This window comes from Aureispira sp. CCB-QB1 (assembly GCF_000724545.1).
GTDB lineage: Bacteria > Bacteroidota > Bacteroidia > Chitinophagales > Saprospiraceae > Aureispira.
Genome location: NZ_JHBV01000011.1, coordinates 17537 through 38657, shown reverse-complemented (window position 1 = coordinate 38657; position 21121 = coordinate 17537). Strand labels below are relative to the sequence as shown.

The 21121-nt window shown below is 34.6% G+C and carries 14 protein-coding genes; 6 read left to right on the top strand and 8 right to left on the bottom strand.

Features of this window, described 5'->3' with window-relative positions; all coding sequences use genetic code 11:
- The first annotated feature begins 187 nt into the window (after positions 1 to 187).
- The 6 genes from CG11_RS04530 (at position 188) to CG11_RS04505 (ending at position 12293) form a co-directional block, all read left to right on the top strand.
- Positions 188 to 862 (top strand): hypothetical protein, encoded by a 675-nt coding sequence (locus CG11_RS04530; RefSeq protein ID WP_052593592.1) that lies wholly within the window; start codon positions 188 to 190, stop codon positions 860 to 862.
- 191 nt (positions 863 to 1053) lie between these two features.
- Positions 1054 to 4239 carry a CHAT domain-containing protein gene (locus tag CG11_RS04525; RefSeq protein WP_052593591.1) on the top strand — a complete coding sequence of 1062 codons (3186 nt, stop codon included), beginning with the start codon at positions 1054 to 1056 and terminating at the stop codon, positions 4237 to 4239.
- Between the two features lie 504 nt (positions 4240 to 4743).
- Positions 4744 to 5085 carry a hypothetical protein gene (locus tag CG11_RS04520; RefSeq protein ID WP_052593589.1) on the top strand — a complete coding sequence of 114 codons (342 nt, stop codon included), beginning with the start codon at positions 4744 to 4746 and terminating at the stop codon, positions 5083 to 5085.
- Positions 5086 to 5284: 199 nt separating this feature from the next.
- Complete coding sequence (locus CG11_RS04515; RefSeq protein WP_052593586.1) at positions 5285 to 8461, top strand: CHAT domain-containing tetratricopeptide repeat protein; 3177 nt, start codon at positions 5285 to 5287, stop codon at positions 8459 to 8461.
- Positions 8462 to 8499: 38 nt separating this feature from the next.
- A complete protein-coding gene (locus CG11_RS04510; RefSeq protein WP_052593584.1) occupies positions 8500 to 11691 on the top strand; it encodes a CHAT domain-containing tetratricopeptide repeat protein in 3192 nt (1063 codons plus the stop codon).
- Positions 11692 to 11726: 35 nt separating this feature from the next.
- Entirely contained in the window at positions 11727 to 12293 is a 567-nt protein-coding gene (locus tag CG11_RS04505) for a pseudouridine synthase (protein ID WP_231512759.1), read from the top strand.
- On the opposite strand, the gene CG11_RS04500 is transcribed toward CG11_RS04505, so the two are convergent.
- The 8 genes from CG11_RS04500 to CG11_RS04460 all read right to left on the bottom strand — a co-directional run bounded on the left by CG11_RS04500 (position 12270) and on the right by CG11_RS04460 (position 21055).
- Positions 12270 to 13133, bottom strand: a complete 864-nt coding sequence (locus CG11_RS04500; RefSeq protein ID WP_052593581.1) for an MBL fold metallo-hydrolase — start codon at positions 13131 to 13133, stop codon at positions 12270 to 12272. The genes CG11_RS04505 and CG11_RS04500 overlap by 24 nt on opposite strands.
- Positions 13134 to 13232: 99 nt before the next feature.
- Positions 13233 to 13754 (bottom strand): 6,7-dimethyl-8-ribityllumazine synthase, encoded by a 522-nt coding sequence (gene ribH, locus CG11_RS04495; protein ID WP_052593579.1) that lies wholly within the window; start codon positions 13752 to 13754, stop codon positions 13233 to 13235.
- A 244-nt stretch (positions 13755 to 13998) separates the two neighbouring features.
- Positions 13999 to 14685, bottom strand: a complete 687-nt coding sequence (locus tag CG11_RS04490; protein ID WP_052593578.1) for a hypothetical protein — start codon at positions 14683 to 14685, stop codon at positions 13999 to 14001.
- Positions 14686 to 15241: 556 nt separating this feature from the next.
- Positions 15242 to 16255: a pyruvate dehydrogenase (acetyl-transferring) E1 component subunit alpha gene (pdhA, locus tag CG11_RS04485; protein WP_052593576.1), complete on the bottom strand. Its 1014-nt coding sequence runs from the start codon at positions 16253 to 16255 to the stop codon at positions 15242 to 15244.
- Between the two features lie 303 nt (positions 16256 to 16558).
- Positions 16559 to 17221 carry a CoA transferase subunit B gene (locus tag CG11_RS04480; protein ID WP_052593573.1) on the bottom strand — a complete coding sequence of 221 codons (663 nt, stop codon included), beginning with the start codon at positions 17219 to 17221 and terminating at the stop codon, positions 16559 to 16561.
- Between the two features lie 56 nt (positions 17222 to 17277).
- Positions 17278 to 17970: a CoA transferase subunit A gene (locus CG11_RS04475; RefSeq protein WP_052593571.1), complete on the bottom strand. Its 693-nt coding sequence runs from the start codon at positions 17968 to 17970 to the stop codon at positions 17278 to 17280.
- A gap of 467 nt (positions 17971 to 18437) precedes the next feature.
- Positions 18438 to 19904, bottom strand: coding sequence for a hypothetical protein (locus tag CG11_RS04465; protein ID WP_052593568.1), 1467 nt, complete (start codon positions 19902 to 19904; stop codon positions 18438 to 18440).
- Between the two features lie 203 nt (positions 19905 to 20107).
- Complete coding sequence (locus tag CG11_RS04460) at positions 20108 to 21055, bottom strand: hypothetical protein (protein WP_052593566.1); 948 nt, start codon at positions 21053 to 21055, stop codon at positions 20108 to 20110.
- Positions 21056 to 21121: the final 66 nt, after the last annotated feature.

Genomic DNA, 21121 nt, shown 5'->3' with positions numbered 1-21121 from the left:
CTTAAGTATCAATGGCATTTGTTTAAAATTTTTGTCTTTTATTTCAATGAACTTCCATCATACATTTAACAACACAACCAATTACAAAATGTAAGAAAAAAATTAAATTATTTATTTAACGAATAGGTAACAAGGAACACACACCAATACATTTCGTCCCCGTTGCCTTACAAACCCCTAATAAATTATGGCTTTTATTCGTCGTCAAAAATTAAAGCAAGGTGTAACATCTGAATCTACTGCTATCACAATAGTTGCCGATGACTTTGAAGATGTAGTACATAGCGTTGATGTTACTATTGAACCTATTACTCCAGAAGAACCTACCCCTTCTCCAACTAATATGGCTTCAACACTTAAAAGTGAAACTAAACGCTTTGTTTATAACGATCTTACTTTTAGTGATAATGCCGCTGGTTTTTCCTATAAAATGACAAGTGTCATGAAAAATATAGATAATGAACCCATTGGTGAACCACTAATAGAAACAGTAACTGTAGAACCATCTGGTGATATAACTGTACGTTCTGTTACTATTACTCAACGAAAGGCTAATCCTGATCTTTTTAGGCTTAAAACAGTAATTGTAAGTGACCATGATAATAAAGTCGCATCTGTAGAGGTTATTTTTTCAGATTTTTCTGGACCAGAACCTATTCCTACAGAAGTAACCTTAATTGATCCTAAGGTCGATGGTGGAAAAAAAGTATTCAAAGATAATACTTTGACTTTTGATGATCCTAGTAGTGCTATTTATGAAGAATATATCGTAATTGTTGATTTAAAAGATGCTGAAGGTATTTCCATTGGTGCTTCAGAACACATTGTAGTCGTGCAACCTATACCTGAAGAGGAAGCTTAATCTCAATTCTTTATTTTATTACTTCAAATAATAAAAAGCTATCTCTAATTGATGAGATAGCTTTTTTCTTGAAGCTAAAAAGATATTTTGCCGTCAAATAATTGAAATACTGCTCCAAAATTTAACATTCTTACTATTTTGCGTATTTTCCTCTCTTAAAATCAGACTAAGACATTGCAAAATTTCCTTCTATGAACACTATATTTAAAACATATATTCCTTTTCTATTTTTTATGTTGCTAATTAGTGGTATCTATTCTTTTCAAAAACCAACTTTTCAACATGAAGAACTTCCTGCTGAACTTAAAGCAGAAAAGAACAATGCAGATGTATCAATGAATGAAGGCTTATGGGATAAAGCCATCCAGCAATATGAACAAATTCAAAAGAAATGCATTGAGCGTAATTTACACTCATTGGCTACTGATTTGTATGAAGAAGTATTAACAGTTATTATTCTTCGAGATGATTTAAAAATGAAGGAGAAGAAAAGCCAAATAGATAGCATCTATTTTGAACAAAATAATCCCAACTTTGAAGGAATTTATAATGGTGCATTAGCCCATTTATTTACTTATTATGGAGAAGTAGATTCTTTTGAACAATATTACACTAAAGCTTGCAATTTATATTCTAAAGAGCAACGTTTTTTATTAGAAGGAAACTTAAATGCTACCCTAGCTCTTGAATTTTATATATTAGATGACTTACAAAATGCACGATTCTTTTTAAAAAAAGCAGAAGCAATCTTAGAAAACAAACTAAAGCCTCAAAACTTAGATTTGCCTGAAATTTATAATATTCAAACTTCAATCTATTATGGTTTGGGGAAATTTGATAAAGCTTTAACTAGTAATCTAATTAGTATTAGCACTTTAGAAAACTCCCCATCTACTTATCCCTTAGATTTAGCTTATGAATATAACAATTTAGCTACTATTTATAGTTCTTTAAAAGATTATAATAATTCATTAGATTATTACTTAAAGGCTCTAGATATAATCGAATCTTCTGATAATTATCCTAAAATAGAATCAGCTAGCTTAGTTTACAATATAGCTTCAACATACTATGCACAAAATAACTACAAAGCAGCTAAAGAAGCATTTCTTAAATCTTTGTCCTATCTTAATTCTTCCAAAGAAAAAAATAAAGATATTTTAGGTGATTATATCAATAACTATCATAAACTAACAATTTGTTATCAACACGATAACCAATTAGACTCTGCATTATTTTATCTACAAAAAGCTGAAAATGTTAATCAAAAGTATCCTTATAGAATATCTACTACATATAAAATATTAAGTCAAATTGCCCTAGCCCAAAAGGAATTTGGCAAAGCAAAAGAATATGCCTTAAAATCAATACAGAAAAGTAAAGAAGCCTATGGTGAAAAAAATACTATTTTAAATATTTCATACAACACGCTAAGTGACATAAATATAGCCGAAAACAACTACCAAGAAGCTCTGTTCAATACCCAAAAAGCATTAGAAGCCATTAGCTTAAATTTTTCGGATCCCAAAGGAGTGAGTAATCCTAAATTGGCAGATGTTTTAAACAAAGGAGAATTATTGTCTACCTTAAGAAGGAAACTCAGTATCCTTAAACAACTTTACAAGCAAGGCGATCCTTTGGTAACAGGAGATGATGTTTTTGGAACGGCTAAATTGACCGCAGAAGCCTTGGAGCAAATGAACCGAAAGATGAAAGATGTTAATTCTAAACGAGGTTCATTAAATCGACAAGCTTTGCCTTTATTTGAAGCGGCTATTTCTTCTGCCTTGGAAGTTGCCAATAAAACAGGTGATGAAAAATACATTAACGAGGCATTTATGCTATCAGAACGTAGTAAGTCTATGTTAATGGCTGATGCCATGCAAGGAGCGATTGCCTCTAGTTTGGGTGGTATCCCTGATAGCTTGTTAAAAAAATTGGATGACCTGCAAGAAGCGTTGGCAGATGCCGAAAAACAACGTTTTGAAGCTAAAACAGCGGGGAATACAGCCAAAGAAAAAGAAATGGAAGCTGCTGTTTTTGACTGTAAACACCACTTAAATTTACTAGAACATAGTTTAGAGGAGCAGTACCCTAAGTATAAAACTTTAAAAATGAAATCTTCTGTGGCATCTGTTCAAGATATCCAAGATGCCCTAAGTCCTAAAACTATCTTCATTGAGTATTTTGAAGGAGAAAATGATATCTACGCCTTTGCCATTACCAAAAAAGGAGTGTCTGTAGAAGTCATTGCCAAAGAGGAAGATTTTAAATTAAATATTTTCAGCTTCCAGAAGTCGTTGATGGACATCAAAGCTTTTACCGCTCAACCTGGCATTGTCTACAATGCATTTGTCAAAAAATCGCACTATTTTTATTCCAAACTAATTCAAAATGCCGTTAAAGAAACAGCAGAAAGATTGATTATTGTCCCTGACGGGCAGTTGGGATATTTGCCATTTGAGGTGTTGATTACTCAAGAAATGCCTCTATTAAAACAAGGAACCGACCAAGGAGCTGACTTTTCTACCCTTCCTTATTTGCTGCGTGATTATAAGGTTAGTTACAACTATTCAGGGACGCTTCTAATGGCTCAACAGGCTAAAAAAGAAAATATTATCAATGGCAATATTCTGGCATTGGCTCCTTCCTACGCCCCTACTGAAATGCCCAATTGGCGTGAAAAAAGAGAAGTAGAATTGAGAAAAACATTGATCGAGCTTCCTGGTGCTGTTAATGAAGTCAGCAAATTGGAAGAATTATATGCTGGTCAATTTTATATTGGTCAACAAGCCAATGAGACGATATTCAAAACATCTGCGCCTAAACATGGTATTTTACATTTGGCCATGCATGGCTTGGTGGATCAAAAAGACCCAGAGTATTCAGGCTTAGCATTAACCGAAGACCAAAGCAAAGAGGAAGATAATTTTTTGTATGCCTATGAAATTAAACAATTAGGGCTTCAAGCAGGCTTGGTTGTCTTGAGTGCTTGTGAAACAGGAATTGGCAAATACCAACGTGGTGAAGGAGTCGTTAGTATTGGTCGTGGATTTATGTATGCTGGCGCCCCCTCTTTGTTGATGACATTATGGAGTTTGAACGATCAATCTGGCGCTGCTATTATTGAACAATTTTATCACAATTTAAGCCAAGGGATGGAAAAAGATGAAGCCATTCGTCAAGCCAAATTATTTTATTTGGACAACTATCCTAATGAATATACCCATCCCTTTATGTGGGCTGCTTTTGTTCAAGTAGGTGACTACTCTAGCATTAAAATAAATCATAAAAAAAATTGGAACTATTATATAATAGGAACTGTTATATTTTTGTTAATATCATTTTTTTTACTTATCTTAAAAAAACAGAAATAATGTATAAGGCAATTTAACCCCTAATTTAAAGTTGCCTGTTTCCCTGTTTAATTTAATACTTCTAAAATTTATCTTCTCCTTCGTCCACTATTTATATTAGGAAAGATTGATTTTAGAAACTGTTTTGTAATACAAATATATCCCCTATGTTTCTTCTAGACGAGAATCATAACACTCCCTTGTTGTTATGGTTGATGAAATATTTTTGGTGTGTTAATCAACAATCACTCAACTCAAGCAGTGCATTGTTTCACTCCATTATACAACAACAACTTATTTTCTCTACTCGTACCCAACTAAAACTCAATGAGACAATATGCTCATTGGCACCTTCTCTTGTGCCTTATCCACAGATAATACCTCCACTCTATTCACAGAGTTGGAGTCGCTTTATGATCATAAACACATCGATTCCAAACCTTATTTTTTCACTTAGTTCTAAAAAATAAAGCTAAGAACTAAACAAATAAAACACATTTAAAAACATAGAAAACTTAAACAATTATGGCTTACGTACGAAACATGAAAGCAAAAACTGGCAAAGGCTCTAACCAAACAAAGGTTACCGTAGTAGTCGGAGAAGACAATAGCAAGTCTGTAAAATCTGTTCAAGTATACATTCCTACTATTCCAAACCAGCCTAACCCTGAACCAGAAAATATTGTTCTTTATTTTGAAAGGATGGAAGGAGACGATCGAATTTTTTCTTATGACAATTTGAATTTCAGCTCTGATCCTGTAGATTTTACTTACGAAATGACAGCAACGATGAAAGATGGTTCTGGTGGTACCATTGGCAGCCCTTATAGCCAAGCCGTTCAGATAGAAGCTGAAGTTTTGGTTTAAAATTCAAAAAAATAGTTTGTTAAAAAAAAGCAATCCTATTTTTCCCTGACTAAGAATAATAAAAATCAAAATAAATATACAAAGCTATCTCCTTTTCAAGAGATAGCTTTATATTTGTATACAATACAGCTTCCCGTTATAGAATTCTAAATTCAAATGCTCTCCCTGTTTCTTTTCATCTAAGTAAAAGTGACTTACTATGCGTTATCGGTTTACAGCTATCTTCTTTTGTTGTTTTTTTTTTAGTTACACTAGTTTTGCCTTCCAGTCGCCCCAACCACCTTATATTTTTTCCATTCCAGAACTCAACCAATTGAGATTGGATGCAGAAATACACGTCAGCAATAGTTTACCTCATCAAGCATTAAAAGCCTTTCAAGCCCTACAAGAAAAATGTTGGGAATATCACTTGGATAGTGTTGCCATTGATATTTACGAGGACATTTTCACTGCTTGCATCTTATCCGATAATCAAACCTTGGATAAAACTTTGGCTTTTATTGATAGCTGTTATCAACAAGAAACCGATAGTAGCATCAATGGGATTTATTATGGAGCTATTGCCCATGCTTATTTGTTTTATGGGGAGATAGATTCTATGGAAAAGTATTACGATCTAGCTATTTCTATTTATGATAAACAAAAACGGTATTTGCAAGCCGCCAACCTTAATATCAATATAGCTATTGAGTATTTTTTTTTAGAACATTTAGCTATAGCAAAAGTATATTTAAACAAAGCAGAATTTTTTGAAAAAAACTATCTAATCCCTCAACAACTCTACACTCCAGCGTTATATCCAGCTCAAACTGCTATCTATAGAGAGTTAGGACTATATGAAACAGCAATTAAAAGTGCGATTAAAACCATTCGTCATAGTAAAAATAATAAATCTATGACTCCTTATACTTTAGCCTATGACTATGTTAATCTTGCTGCTATATACAAAGGTTTCAAAGATAATAATAATGCACTAAACTATTACCATAAAGCCCTAAGCATCCTAAAAAGCATAACTATAGATGACCCAAATGAAATTACACATGTATTATATAATATAGCATCTATATTTCAAGAACAAGGAAAAATAGCAAAAGCAAAACAATACGCTCTTCAATCTATCTCCTTGATTGAAAAGGCAGATACCCTTAACAAAAACCTGCAAGAGAATTTAATTCACAATTACCAGTTATTAGTAGATTGTTACTCTGACCAAGACTCTGTCCTTTATTATATTCATAAAGCACTAGAAGTTCATTATGATAATTCTTATCGAATTAATATAACGTATAGAGATTATGGTTATTATTTCTTTCGAAAACACGATTTCAAAAATGCACAACTGTACGGTCAAAAATCGTTAGAAGCAGCTCTAAAAATCTATGGAACAAAACATCTTCAAATTAGCCTAAGTTATCTATTATTAGCTCGAACGACCTTTGCCAAACGCCATTATACCCAAGGTTTTCAGTATCTACAAGAAGCATTAAGTACCCTAAGTACAGAATTCTCAGACAAAGACGGACTTTCTAATCCTAGATTGGATCACGTAATTGACAAAACAACTTTGCTAGCTATTTTATACGAAAAAATGAAGTATTTAAATATACTTTACAATCAAGATTATCCAATTGCTACAGAAAAAATCCTATATCAAACTGCCAAATTAGCTACCCAAACCATAGAATCCATCAATCGAAGTATCAAAAGTCGAGCTTCTCAATTAGCTTGGTTAAACGAAGAAGCCATTCCTGCTTTTGAGCAAGCCATACAAATTGCACTAAGCATCTATAAAAAAACAAATAATACGGAATACCTAAGCGAAGCATTTGCCTTGGCAGAACGCAGCAAATCAATGCTAATGATCAGTACTTTCCAAGAAAATGAGGCTTTTGCGCTTGGCAAAGTCCCTCAAGAGCTGATTCACCGTGAGCGAGCTTTGTATCAACTATTATCAGATTCCAAAAAGAAGCATTTTGATGCTACACTCTCCAAGGATGAAGCTATGATGGCTTTTCAAGACAGTTTGATTTTTGAGTATACCGATCAAATTATGATGTTATTGCACCAATTTGAATTGGAGTATCCTGAATATTATAAACTAAAATATACCATCAAATCGACAGGAATCAAAGCCGTACAAGATCAACTGGATGCTAAGACTGCTTTCATTGAGTATTTTGAAGGCGTATCTAATATCTATGCCTTTAGCATTACCAAGCAGACAGCTACCGTACACACGATTCCAAGAACAGATTCTTACCACCAAGATGTTGCCGATTTTCAAGCTATTTTAATTGGTTTGGATGAAGCAGCTCAAAATACGGCTAAAAGTTACAACCAGTTTCTTGAAACAGCTCATCAATTCTATCTAACATTTTTAAAAAACAGCTTACAAAATACCTCTGTAGAACGATTGATTATCATTCCTGATGGGCGATTGAGCTATTTACCTTTTGAAGCTTTTTTAACCAAAGAAGTTCCATTAGATATCAATCAATCCAATAGCAATGCCAATTTTGCTCCTCTCCCATATCTAATTAGAGATTACAAAATTAACTACAACTATTCTGCTACCTTATGGATTGAACATTTGCTTCAAAAAGAAACTTCTAAAAATGGTCGTATCTTAGCTTTGGCTCCTAGCTATGCCAACAAAACCGCTCCCAAGTGGAGAAGTCCTTATGAAAAACAGCTTCGAACAGAGCTGGTAGAACTTCCTGGTGCCATTCGAGAACTAGATTTTTTAAAATGGTCTTTTGATGGTACCTTTTTGGTCAATGGTGCTGCAACCGAAGCCGCTTTCAAAGAAAAAGCTTTAGATTACAGCATCTTGCACTTTGCAGTTCATGGCTTAGTTGATACCAAACACCCTGAATTTTCGGGCTTAGCTTTGGCTGAAAACGGCGACAAAATGGAAGATAATATCTTGTATACGTATGAGATCAAGCAGTTGGGCTTAAATGCTGATTTGGTAGTTTTATCTGCTTGTGAAACAGGAATTGGAAAGTATCAATTAGGAGAAGGCATTTTGAGTATTGGACGAGATTTTATGTATGCGGGCGTTCCTAGTATGTTAACGACCTTGTGGAGTCTCAATGATTATTCTAGTTCTATTATCATTGAGAAATTTTACACCAACCTTAGCTTGGGCATGGAAAAGGACGAAGCCATTCAACAGGCCAAACTCTATTATTTGGATAATTATGAAGGCTTATCTACTCACCCTGCTTTGTGGGCTTGTTTTGTGCAAGTAGGTGATTACGCTAGCATTCCTATTCACAAAAGCTATCGGACATGGTATATTGCTTTGGCTGTCTTTGGAGGCTTGTTGCTTCTAAGTAGTTTTGTCTTTTTTAAATTTAGAGCTCGATAGTTTTCTTATTTCTTTAAGCACCGAACCAAGCTTTCTATATGAAGATTTTGCCAATCTACTTATCTTTATTATTTGTTTTATTTTCAACTTCTTCTTGGGCATTTCAATCTCCTATAGAGGCATATACCTTTAACATTCCTGAATTGGATAGTTTGGTAAAAAAAGGGAAACAACAAGCAAATGAAGAAAGATTTAATGCCGCTATCAAAACGTACCAGCAATTGCAACAAAGGTGTTGGGATGTCGGCTTAGATAGTGTTGCTATTGATTTGTATGAGGATATTTTTGACGTTCATTTTTTAAAAATGCAAGGATTAGCCCATACCTTAGCATTTATTGACAGTTGCAAACAGCAAGAAGCAGATAGCAGTATATTAGGGATTTATTATGCTGCATTAGCACATAATTATCTGTTTTATGGAGAGCCTGACTCTATGAAAAAATATTACACCTTAGCGGTCTCGCTATACACTCAGCAGCAACGGTATATGCAATTGGCTAACCTCAATCTTAAAATTGCATTTGAATATTACTTCGGTGAACAAATTACGTTAGCCCTAGAGTACTTGCAAAAAACAGAAAACTTAATTGAAAAAAAATTGCGCCCTCGGAATTATTATATTCCTTATATATATAATCTACAGACTTTAGTTTATTTTAGTATTAGCAAATATGAAAAAGCTATACAAAGTTCATTGACGATGATTAAATATAATAAGAATAGTGGTGTCGCATCTAATTACATGTTAGCATACGAATACAACAATCTTGGTGTAGTATTGGATCAATTAAATGATTATGAAAGTGCCATGGATTATTATCAAGCGGCTTTGTCATTAACTTTACAAACACAAACAAAAGATCCCAATAAAATTGCCTATCTATTGATTAATATCGGTACGTCATATGGCTTTCAAAAAAAAAGAACGCAAGAAAGAGATATGTATCTCAAAGGATTAGATATTCTAATAGAAATAGACCATTTAGATTTAGAATCTCAAGAAGACTTTATCAATGCTTGTCACCATCTAGCCAATTACTATAGAATCAAAAAACAAAGTGACTCCACCATCTATTATATCAATCAAGCTTATAAAGTTAACCAAGGTAATGATTATAGAATACATGGGACATACCAACGATATAGTTTGTATTTTCTTGATCAAGGAAATATAAACCAAGCTAATCATTATGCTTCTAAAAGGTTAAAGAATGCTATAGAAAAATATGGAACTAACGGTAGTATCGTTTCATCTTCTTATACACTATTAGCCACCATATCCAAAGCTGAAAAAAATCACCTAAAAGCATTAGAATACAACCAAAAAGCTCTAGAAAGCCTATCACCAAACTTATCTACTCAAGAAGGTTTTCCCAATCCTATCTTATCGGATATATCCGATAAGAACCTCTTTTTAGATATTTTAGAGCATAAAATGGACAACCTTAGAACACTCTATGCTCAAAAATACCCCCAAGTTTCACAAAGTGATTTGCATCAAACGGCCAGGTTAGCCACAGAAACCATGGAGTACATTAGCAAAGGGATAAAAAATAAAAAATCCAAACAACGGTGGTTGACTGATAGAGCCATCCCCGTTTTTGAACAAGCCATTCAAATTGCATTGCTGCTTTATCAACAAACAAAACGAAAAGCCTATCTAAATGAAGCATTTTTGTTGGCAGAACGTAGCAAATCAATGCTACTGCAAGAAGGCTTCCAAACTCAAAAGGCAGTTAACTTAGGAAGTATCCCAAATCATCTTATCCTACAAGAGCAAAGTTTACAAAAATGCATTGCCGATATTACCAAAAAGCGTTTGGATGCTAAGTTGAGTGATAATTTTGATCGAATGGAGTCCTTAGACAGCGCACTTTTTGGATACAAGCACCAACTTATTGAGCTATTGCATCATTTTGAATCTGAGTACCCCCTTTATTACCAACTAAAACATACCTTTAAAACAACTGGCATTCAAGAAGTTCAAGTAGCTATAGATGAACAAACCATCCTAATCGAATATTTTGAAGGCACTAAAAACATTTATGTCTTTAGCATTAGCAAGGATACCGCCTTTGTGAACACCATCCAAAAATCAGATACCTATCAAGCCGACATTGCTAATTTTCGTTCTACGCTTGTAAGCATTCATGCGACCTCTCAAACTCCCACCAATTATTACAATAAATTTATTGAGAGCGCGCATAAGTTTTATGGTACTTATCTCCAAAACAGTCTAATTCCTTCTAAACAACGCCTAATTATTATTCCTGATGGTCATTTAAGCTATCTGCCTTTTGAAACCTTCTTGACTCAAGAAGTAGCACCAGAAAGAAATCAAGCCAGCAAACAAGTTGATTATGGTCAACTACCCTATTTGCTTCTAGATTATAAAATCAGTTATAATTACTCGGCAGATCTCTTAATAGAACGTCAAAATCCAACCCCAAACAGCCAACAAGGGCAAATTTTAGGTTTTGCTCCTAGCTATGCTCACCCAATTCTCCATTCTTCTAGAAACCCATATGAACAAACTCTGCGCAAGCATTTGGTAGACCTACCAGGTGCTTCTAAAGAACTTGAGTTTTTACAATGGCATTTCAAAGGGAGCTTTTGGGGAGGTGAATTGGCTACCGAAGCTCAACTAAAGAAAGAAATTTCGGATTATGATATTTTGCACTTTGCGGTTCATGGTTTGGTTGATAACAACTACTCTGATTTTTCGGGGCTGGCATTTGCTGAAGATGGTAATGATCAAGAAGATAACATTTTATATGCTTACGAAATCAAACAACTTGACCTCAATGCGAACTTGGTTGTCTTATCTGCCTGTGAAACAGCTACTGGACAATATCAAGCAGGAGAAGGCATTTTGAGTCTTGGTCGAGATTTTATGTATGCGGGCGTTCCTAGTATTCTTTCTACTCTTTGGAGCTTAAATGATTATTCTAGTGCTTATTTGATTAAGAAATTTTATACCAACTTAAGTCTTGGAATGGATAAAGATGAGGCTATTCGAAAAGCTAAATTAGATTATTTGGGCAATCACACAGGCATTTCTACCCACCCTGCTTTGTGGGCTTGTTTTGTTCAAATTGGCAATTATAATCCTATTGAATTAAATCCAACCTACAATAATGCTTGGCTTTTTGGTTCTATTGCTATTCTTTTAGTAATATTGTCCATTAGCTTTTTATTGTACAAAAAACGCAGTAGAACTGTACTATGACGCCACAATATTATATTATATACAAACCCTTTGGCATGCTTTCTCAATTTTCTAGAGAGCACGAAAGTCATCTCACATTAGCAGATTTGAAAATGGATTTTGACAAAGATATTTATCCTGTTGGAAGGTTAGACAAGGATAGCGAAGGTTTGTTAATTTTGACCAATGATAAAAAATTGACAGATGCCCTGTTGAATCCTAAAAACAAACACTGGAGAACCTATTGGGTGCAAGTTGACAATATTCCTACAAAGCAAGCTATTCAACAATTAAATCAAGGTGTTGATATTAAACTAAAGAAAAAAATATATCGTACGCAGCCAGCTAAAGTACACTTATTAAATACCGTTCCTAATTTGCCAGAACGTACTCCACCGATTCGTTATCGAAAAGAAATTCCCACGGCTTGGCTTCAGATTAGTCTTATCGAAGGTAAAAATAGGCAAGTGCGTCGAATGACGGCAAGTGTTGGTTTCCCAACACTGCGTCTAGTTCGATCCAAAATTGTTGACTTAAGCCTACAAGATATGGTTCCAGGAGAAGTCCGTCCCTTAGACAAAACAACAATGTATAAACTTTTACAATTGAACAAAGTCCGCTAAACGACCTACTTTATCAGCTACAATACGCCCCTTTTCGTTGCGCTTGACGGTACAAGCTTCAATTTCTGGCGCATGTTCGAAGAACAAGATATGTTGTTCTTCTACAGCTTTATTCAAAAACCATTCTTTCTCAGTTAAAGTTTGCAAAGGACGTACATCGTAGCCCATCACATAAGGCATGCTGATGTGGCTTGGAGAAGGCAATAAATCTGCGCAATAAATAATGGTTCGGTCTTGATACTGAATACGAGGCGTCATCAATGCTTCTGTGTGACCATATGCATAGCCGACTCCAAAGTTAGGCAGCCAATCTAGCACCTTGTCATAGGGCAATGCTTCTAACATTTTTAATATACCTTCTTCCATCAAAGGAACAAAGTTTTCTTTCAAGAACGAAGCTTTTTCTCTCGCGTTTGGTGTAAATGCCCAATCGTAGTGTGGTTGATTTGTCCAATAGGTAGCATTTGGAAATGTTGGTATTAATTTCCCAGCTGCATCTTTCAAAACAGCTCCTCCTACGTGATCAAAGTGTAAATGTGTCAAAAATACGTCTGTAATATCATCTACTGTTAAGCCATTGTTCGCCAAAGACTTTACCAAAGTAGCATCACCATGAGGGTGAAAATGTGAAAAGAATTTTTCAGATTGTTTATTTCCGATTCCTGTATCAATGATAATTTTTCGGTCGGCTGTTTCTACTAACAAACAACGCATTGCCCAAGTACACAAATTGTGTTCGTCAGGTTGCTCTAATTTTGACCACAAGCTCTTAGGTACCACCCCAAACATAGCACCACCATCTAATTTAAAATATCCTGTATCTATAACACTTAGTTTCATGAAATCTAATTTTAATATACATTAATGCCTTAAAATTCTATTAAACTGATGATCAACTTAATAAACCTGCTCATTATTAAAGACATAGAATAGTCTTTTTTATTTGCCGAATCCGATAGAGTTTCCTTCACCTTCTAATTCAGAGCTTAGTCCCGCCATTCTTAGTGCAGTTACTGCAGCTTCGACTCCCTTGTTGCCATACTTCCCTCCTGCTCGGTCCAATGCTTGTTCCATGCTATTTGGTGTTAGTACTCCAAAAATAAAAGGCTTACTAGTTGCTATTGCCATATTTTGTAACCCTTGAGCAACAGACATATTAATATATTCATTGTGGCTTGTTTCTCCTTTGATGACACAACCGATACAAATTGTAGCATCAACCGTTCTATTTTTATTAAGAATACGGGCACCTTGAGGTAGTTCAAAGGTTCCTGGCACTTGAATGGTATGGATATTTTCAGCTTTCGCCCCATGTTTTATCAAAGTATCGTAACACCCTTCGTACAAAGCGTGGGTAATTTTTTCGTTCCAATCGGCAACAACAATTCCAAATTTTAACTGCTCTGCGGATGGTAAAGTACTCTCATCATAAGATGATAAATTTTTGTCTGCGCTACTCATTCTTAGGTATATTTTAATAGTTTAATACAACTGATTATTTTTAGTAATAGTTAGCTGCGCTGCTACTATTTTAGACAATAGTTTTATTTAGAATAAAATTGGCTACTGCTCAACAACTTTATCCCAACAAACCATCGCAATTCAAATAGCCCCAAATAAAAAAGGTAAGATTAACACTAATTATAATAGCTAATCTTACCTTTTGGTTCTATATTTTTCGAAATAGTACGATTAAATTAGCGAACTATTTTAAACGAATCAAATCTTTATCTGCTCCCAATGTTTCTCCTATTTGTTGGTCAGCATTCATAATTTCTTGATAGAATTTTTTAGCCTCTTCTTTATTGCTTTGATGCTCCATCAAACGACCTGCTTTGTGCTTAGCATATAAAGCCAATGATAAGTTCTCTGTATTGCTAGCAGCTTGCTTATAATATCCCAAAGCAGCATCAAAATCATTCAATTCAGAAGCAGCATCTCCCATCATTGTGTATGCTTGTGTTTGAAGCAATTCTTCTCCACTAAAGTTAGAAAGATAATCTAAAGCCAATTGAGGCTGTCCAATTCTCAAAGAAGAAAGCCCAGCATAATAATGTGCTAAGTTAGCAGCAGGAGTACCACTATAATCTTGAATAATACCGACATAACCAATAAAGTTGTTGGCTTGACCAGGAACATTTCTTCCTTTTAGTGCAATCGTAAAAGAATCGCGCTTCATTTCTATATTTGCCTTGTATAGCTCCTCTTGTGCTGAAGCTTCACGAGGGTTCTTATATAATTGAGTATACACATAAAGCGCAACTATCAATATAAGCAGTCCGCCTATAACACCTACTATAAGTGTTTTATTTTCTTCAAAAACGTTATTTGCTTTTTCTTTTAACTGATCTGCTGTAAGATCCTGAATTTCAGTATATTCTTCGTTTGCCATAATCGTGTTACTGTATCTAAGTTCTCTTATTCTTAAATTAAATTTGTGTGCAAAGATAAACAAAGTTTTGACCTATTGATTTTTTTTACCCCAAAATTTCCCCTTAATATTAAATTTTATCCCTTAAACTATATTTATGCATAATTACTCAAAGGCAAACAAAACAGACAAGTCTGCCTATTTTTTGCTTCTTTTACTACTTTTGCTTTATAAAGCATTCAAAAATCACACAAAATACTATTGAAACAGCAGCTGATCTCTTCTCTAAAAGAGAGTCTCAAAAAAATAGCCAATGTTTCTAACTTGGTTAAATCAACAGCCTTCTAAAATCCAACAGTTGTTAAATAAGCGCTAGTAGCACAGATAAGTTGTTCACAGAGTAACAGCAAAGCTAATCAACGAACTAATAACATTGATATTTCTAGACAAACATAGTGACTAAGATGAATTAGAACGTTCATAACTGCACACAATAAAAAACCGATTGAGATTTAAACATCTCAATCGGTTCTCATGCTTTATTTTTTGCAAAAACTAAACAAATAGTAAGCGATGATTAGTCAACAATGAATGGATAATCTTGTTGCTCATAATTATCGGTATAAATTTCTTCTGCGGGTGGAAATTCTGATTCCTCAGCAAATTTCACGGCAGCATCAATTTCTTCTTTTACTTTTGCTTTGATGTTATCAATATCCTCTGCTGTTGCGTGCTTTTTCTTCAACAAAGCTGCTTCGATAATATTGATAGGATCTTTGTCTTTGTACTCTTTTTCTTCCTCCTTTGTTCTATATTTAGCAGGGTCAGACATAGAGTGACCTTTGTAGCGATAAGTTCTAATTTCCAAGAATATTGGCCCTTTCCCAGAACGACAATGTTCTGCTGCTGCGGCAATTTCATTGTGTACAACTTCTACATTCATACCATCAATTTGCTTGCTTGGCATATCATACCCTAAACCCAATTTATAGATGTCAGTAACGTTAGAAGTACGTTCTACTGAAGTTCCCATAGCGTAAAAGTTATTTTCACAAATAAACACAACAGGTAACTTCCAAGTCATTGCCATATTAAACGTTTCGTGCAAGATCCCTTGACGACAAGCACCGTCCCCAAACATACAAAAAGTCACATTATCGTTTTCTTTGTACTTATCTGCAAAAGCAATCCCTGCTCCCAAACCAATTTGACCACCTACAATTCCGTGACCGCCATAAAAACGATGTTCGGCAGAAAAGAAGTGCATTGAACCTCCTTTTCCTTTTACATTTCCTGTATATTTTCCATACAATTCAGCCATTGCAGAATTGCTATCAACACCTTTCGCCATTGCTGCTCCGTGTTGGCGGTAAGCCGTGATCCAAGCATCTGTTGGGCGAGTTGCTGTTTTCATACCAGCATATACGGCTTCTTGACCAATACATAGGTGCAAAAATCCTCTAATTTTCTTTTGGAAATACATCAAATTGGCACGTTCCTCAAATTTGCGAATGCGCAACATCAACTCATACCATTCTAAATAAGTTTCTTTTGAAAACGTTTTAGACTTAGTTGTTTTTCTTTTAGCCATAGCTTAATGACAATTTATCTGATAAGTAGTTAGTTTTTGAGATAACACTAATATAACAAATTAGTGTGCGTTTTTTTGCGTGATCATCCGCCCAAGTCACCAAGTTAACAACAGTGTCAAACTTGTGTATAGACATTTTTAAGTAAGTGGATTATCAGCTGCTAAGATATAGATTCTAATACAAAGACAAAACAACTCTCTGTTTTTTTCTGTAATAGTTTTTATTTTTCTTGTTGTAATCAACTCAATAGAGTTTCTACTGAAAAAGGTAGCTCTAAAAGAACTACCTAGTTATCTTTTCTTTTAATCAATATCCATTTCGGGTACGCCACCTTCTGGAATCACCAATTTTCCTTCTGTTTTTGCTTGAATTTCTTCTATCGAAACACCAGGAGCACGTTCTAAAAGATGAAAGGCACCATCCTTGATTTCTAGCATTGCCAAATCAGTAACTACTTTTTTGATACAATTAACCCCTGTCAAAGGCAAAGTACAAGACTTTAATAGTTTTGATTCTCCTTTTCTATTGGTATGTTGCATCGCAACGATAATATTGCGTGCTGCTGCTACCAAATCCATCGCTCCTCCCATTCCTTTCACCATTTTTCCAGGAATTTTCCAGTTTGCTATGTCTCCATTCTGAGCCACTTCCATGGCTCCTAAAACCGTCAAATCTATATGTCCACCACGAATCATTTCAAAGCTCTGTGCAGAGCTAAACAAAGCTGCCCCAGGCAAAGTAGTCACGGTTTGTTTTCCTGCATTAATTAAATCTGCGTCTACGTTTTCTTCTGTTGGAAAAGGACCCATTCCCAACAAACCATTTTCAGATTGAAGAAACACTTGAATTCCTTCAGGGATATAATTGGCTACTAAAGTAGGAATGCCTATTCCTAAATTTACATAGTAACCATCTTCTAATTCTTTTGCAATGCGCTTGGCAATGCCATTTTTATCTAAAGCCATTTTTTTTCGATTTGTCAATTTGAAAATCCAACTATTTTCATCCTATCTCAATTACACTATCCTCTCACCGTACGCTGTTCAATACGTTTTTCGTAGTTTTCACCTTTGAAGATTCGTTGTACATATACTCCAGGCACATGAATATAATTAGGATCCAATTCCCCTGGTTCTAACAACTCTTCTACTTCTACAATCGTCACCTTTCCAGCTCTAGCCATCATAGGGTTAAAGTTCCGTGCCGTTCCTTTAAAAATTAGATTTCCATGAGTATCTCCTTTCCATGCTTTTACAATTGCAAAATCTGCATGTAGAGCTGTTTCCATGATATAAGGACGTCCATCAAAATACTTAACATCTTTTCCTTCGGCTACTTCTGTTCCAAAACCAGTTGCTGTATAAAAAGCAGGAATACCCGCTCCACCAGCACGTATACGCTCTGCTAATGTTCCTTGAGGTATCAAATCGACCTCTAATTCTCCACTCAACAATTGGCGTTCAAACTCTGCATTTTCACCAACATACGAGGACATCATTTTTTTAACTTGGCGTTGCTTCAGCATCAAGCCAATTCCAAAATCATCAACACCAGCATTATTGGAGATACAAGTAAGTCCTTTTACGCCTGCTTTTACCAAAGCAGTAATGCAGTTTTCGGGAATACCACACAACCCAAAGCCTCCCAACATTAAGGTCATATTATCCTCAATTCCTTGAATTGCTTCTTCGGCATTTGCCACTACTTTATTCATCTGTTTTGTTTTTAATTGTATGTCTAAAACCTCATGATATGGTTCTATATTAATAGTCGAATGCTAAACTATAAATTTTTGAAGAAAAAACATAAGTTAATCCTATTTATAGCATTCCTATCTATTATTTTAAATTGCCTTATTTGGGCACAATCACACAACAAAAAACAGATCCCCCCCTTTAGGGCACTGCCACAAAAGTTATTTTTGCTTTTTAAAAAGAATTTTATTTGTCATCAAGGTTGCTCACAGTTGGGTAACCGTATTATTAGAACACGAATAAAACAAATAGAATGGCTAAAAGCCCCACTTAAATTTTAAAAACTGGGAATACATTTATCGTTACTCGATACTCTATTTTAACAGCGCAGCTAACTAAGCACTAGCAATTTTACGAAATCAATTGATACAAGATGATTTTTTTATAATTTTTCATCTTCAGTATAGTGGTTGGTTTATTATAATAATCAAAAATGATTGGCAATTTCTTTTAAAGAATTTAGGTAACTTACTTCAGCAACTGCCTTATTCTCTTTAATCAACTGATTTATAGTATAAATAAATTCTCTAATTCCTTGATGATTTTTCGCCTTGACCAATTGCAATAAATCCAAGAGTGATACACTTACTTCTTTTATCATTTGATCTTTCACAATAGCTCGGCTTGTCAAAAGTTCCTCACATACATCCCAAAAACCATACAATAAACAAAAGCCACCAACTGTCTCATACATCCAAGTTAACTCCTCTCCTATTTTTGGCAAAAAACGTTGACAAAGTTTTATCAACCGATCTGGTTCAGAATGCTTGATAGTAGGATACCCCGACACATAATTAGCAGCTTCGTAGATAAAGTAAGGAATGTCTTCTTCAACAGCATTATTAGAAATTTGAAACTCTTTAATCATCTCAATATACTCCAGTGCTACCTCCGCTTCTTTGGCATACATACAACACAAGACAATATTATTTAATGTTCCTTCCATTGTTTTAAAATAAACATTCGGATTTTCCATTCTAATTTGTCGACTTTGTAAAATACAAGCAAAACTTTTTTTAGGTTTTTGCCGATTATACCAATACATGGCTTCCTGTAAGTAAGTAAAATCCAAATTGGCAAGCCTGTGGTGAGGCACATAAATATTCATCGGCATATTGGGGTACTGTTCTAGTAATTCCCGCAATTTGTTCAGATGGCGAGACAAAATATTGCTAATAGCAGCTGTTACCGCTCCCAATTGGCAGCCAATACAAAAAGCGGTGTAATGGTATATTAGTGTAAATCTGGGAAAATCTTTGAATACCTTTGACTTTCTACGCATTTTATTCATCGTAGATTTATAATAATCTTGCAATGATTTATCATCATTTACAGTATAATAATTCGCACTAAATCCAGTAATTTGATTCTGAAACCACTGTAAATTATAAAGTAACTCTGCTGCCAAATCTGCCTTTTTTATATAATCTAAAATTTCTCTATTGCTAGGTTGATAAGCGTGCATAGCGCTTTTGATTAATCGAAACACCTCTGGCAATAACTCAAATAAATTATCGTCCCAACATTTTTGCTCTAGAACTTTTAACTTTTTCATGGCATCTTGGTGTTCATTTTTCAGAACTAATAACCGCAAAAACGCCAACTCTTTTTCTTCCTTTGTTAAAGAATTGGGGTGGTCTTTTATTTGATTTAGCAAATATAAATGTAATTTGCTCCTTAATTTATAAAACCGATTGATTAAGACTTTATCATCAACAAGCTCCCGCTCCTCTTTATAAATTGTTGCAACGGCCTTTTGAGTAGATATTTTTTGGGAGCCTTCTAGCAAATCTAAGTACAGCAACATTTTGGGCGATTGCTGAAAATCAAGATAAACTTGTTTTTTGTTAGCGATAGGTAATTCAGTATAGAGGTGTTTAATTATGGTGTTCATATTTTAATTTTTTTAATTGCTATTCAACAATTGTGCCTACAAGAACACCAATAAAAAAAGTTGTTGAAGAAATTAATATTCTCCCCAACAACTTAAACGCCCCTTAATACTGTGTTTTGCACAAACTACTCTTGCTTTAAAATTGTTTATATTTTTGATAATCAATATTCTCAAGCAACGAAGTAGAGTCCAACTTTTCTTTGTTAAAAACGACTATTTCCGCGCACACTTTTTTTGCTCTTTTTTTCTGTTTTATTAACATTATCCCTGCTCTTTTGAGGCGTAGCCTGACCATTGGTATTAAAAAAGAACATTAAATAAATTGTTCCATCAAAATTATCAACGCCAGCCGTAACTTCATTTTTTGCAGCAATATAATTATGTTCAACAGCAACCTCCTGATTAACAACATTGAAGTACTCTTCAGAAATTGTTGTCGCCAATGTATGCTGATACATTACTCCCCATCCAAACTCTGCTCCAATACAAACCTTGGGTGCAACAAAATATTCGGCACCTACAAAACCTCTAAGTCCAACACCAAAAGCATTCAATCCCGTATGAGCTATTGTTCTTTTGTTTCCATTTAAGTTGGTGCCCCAATCATACGAGGTAGGAACAAGATTGGATAATGAGTAACCATTACCATATGTATAACGATAATCACTACTTTGATTATAAGTAAGACGAATATCGCCTCCCCAAAAACCTTGTAACCTGCCCTTGCCTTTTCGCATTTCATATCCCAATCCTAAGCTTGCTTGACTCCAGTTTAATGTACGACTATCTTTTACCATTGTAGAAGGATCGTTAGAGGCATCATCTTGTATATATTGTTCTTTGACAGAATGCCCCAAATTAATACCCCAAGCTAGTCTTAGTGCCGATTGATTTGTCAACATGTATTTTCCAATCAGTACCGAATTGCCAAAAACTGCAAAAAATTTATCGTTGTTCGCGTAATTGTTATTAGCTGTTGAATTAAAAGAATTTCCAAGCCAATAAAATACAGGAATCATATTCACTCCTAGACCTATGTCACCTTTTTCGGGAACAATAACCTGTCCTTTATCATTTGTCAAAAGTTCGTCTTGAGCTTGAAGGTGAACAAAGCTAATGAAGAGTAATAGACATATAGTTGTTATTTTCATTTTAATTTTTTTTGTTGCAATACATCTCATTATTGCATGGTATTGGGGAATTAAGTAATCGGAAAA

Excerpts from the sequence above, each read along its gene's own strand:
- CG11_RS04530 (WP_052593592.1), top strand. The coding sequence starts at position 188 with ATGGCTTTTATTCGTCGTCAAAAATTAAAGCAAGGTGTAACATCTGAA.
- CG11_RS04525 (WP_052593591.1), top strand. The coding sequence starts at position 1,054 with ATGAACACTATATTTAAAACATATATTCCTTTTCTATTTTTTATGTTG.
- CG11_RS04520 (WP_052593589.1), top strand. The coding sequence starts at position 4,744 with ATGGCTTACGTACGAAACATGAAAGCAAAAACTGGCAAAGGCTCTAAC.
- CG11_RS04515 (WP_052593586.1), top strand. The coding sequence starts at position 5,285 with ATGCGTTATCGGTTTACAGCTATCTTCTTTTGTTGTTTTTTTTTTAGT.
- CG11_RS04510 (WP_052593584.1), top strand. The coding sequence starts at position 8,500 with ATGAAGATTTTGCCAATCTACTTATCTTTATTATTTGTTTTATTTTCA.
- CG11_RS04505 (WP_231512759.1), top strand. The coding sequence starts at position 11,727 with ATGCTTTCTCAATTTTCTAGAGAGCACGAAAGTCATCTCACATTAGCA.
- CG11_RS04500 (WP_052593581.1), bottom strand. The coding sequence starts at position 13,133 with ATGAAACTAAGTGTTATAGATACAGGATATTTTAAATTAGATGGTGGT.
- ribH (WP_052593579.1), bottom strand. The coding sequence starts at position 13,754 with ATGAGTAGCGCAGACAAAAATTTATCATCTTATGATGAGAGTACTTTA.
- CG11_RS04490 (WP_052593578.1), bottom strand. The coding sequence starts at position 14,685 with ATGGCAAACGAAGAATATACTGAAATTCAGGATCTTACAGCAGATCAG.
- pdhA (WP_052593576.1), bottom strand. The coding sequence starts at position 16,255 with ATGGCTAAAAGAAAAACAACTAAGTCTAAAACGTTTTCAAAAGAAACT.
- CG11_RS04480 (WP_052593573.1), bottom strand. The coding sequence starts at position 17,221 with ATGGCTTTAGATAAAAATGGCATTGCCAAGCGCATTGCAAAAGAATTA.
- CG11_RS04475 (WP_052593571.1), bottom strand. The coding sequence starts at position 17,970 with ATGAATAAAGTAGTGGCAAATGCCGAAGAAGCAATTCAAGGAATTGAG.
- CG11_RS04465 (WP_052593568.1), bottom strand. The coding sequence starts at position 19,904 with ATGAACACCATAATTAAACACCTCTATACTGAATTACCTATCGCTAAC.
- CG11_RS04460 (WP_052593566.1), bottom strand. The coding sequence starts at position 21,055 with ATGAAAATAACAACTATATGTCTATTACTCTTCATTAGCTTTGTTCAC.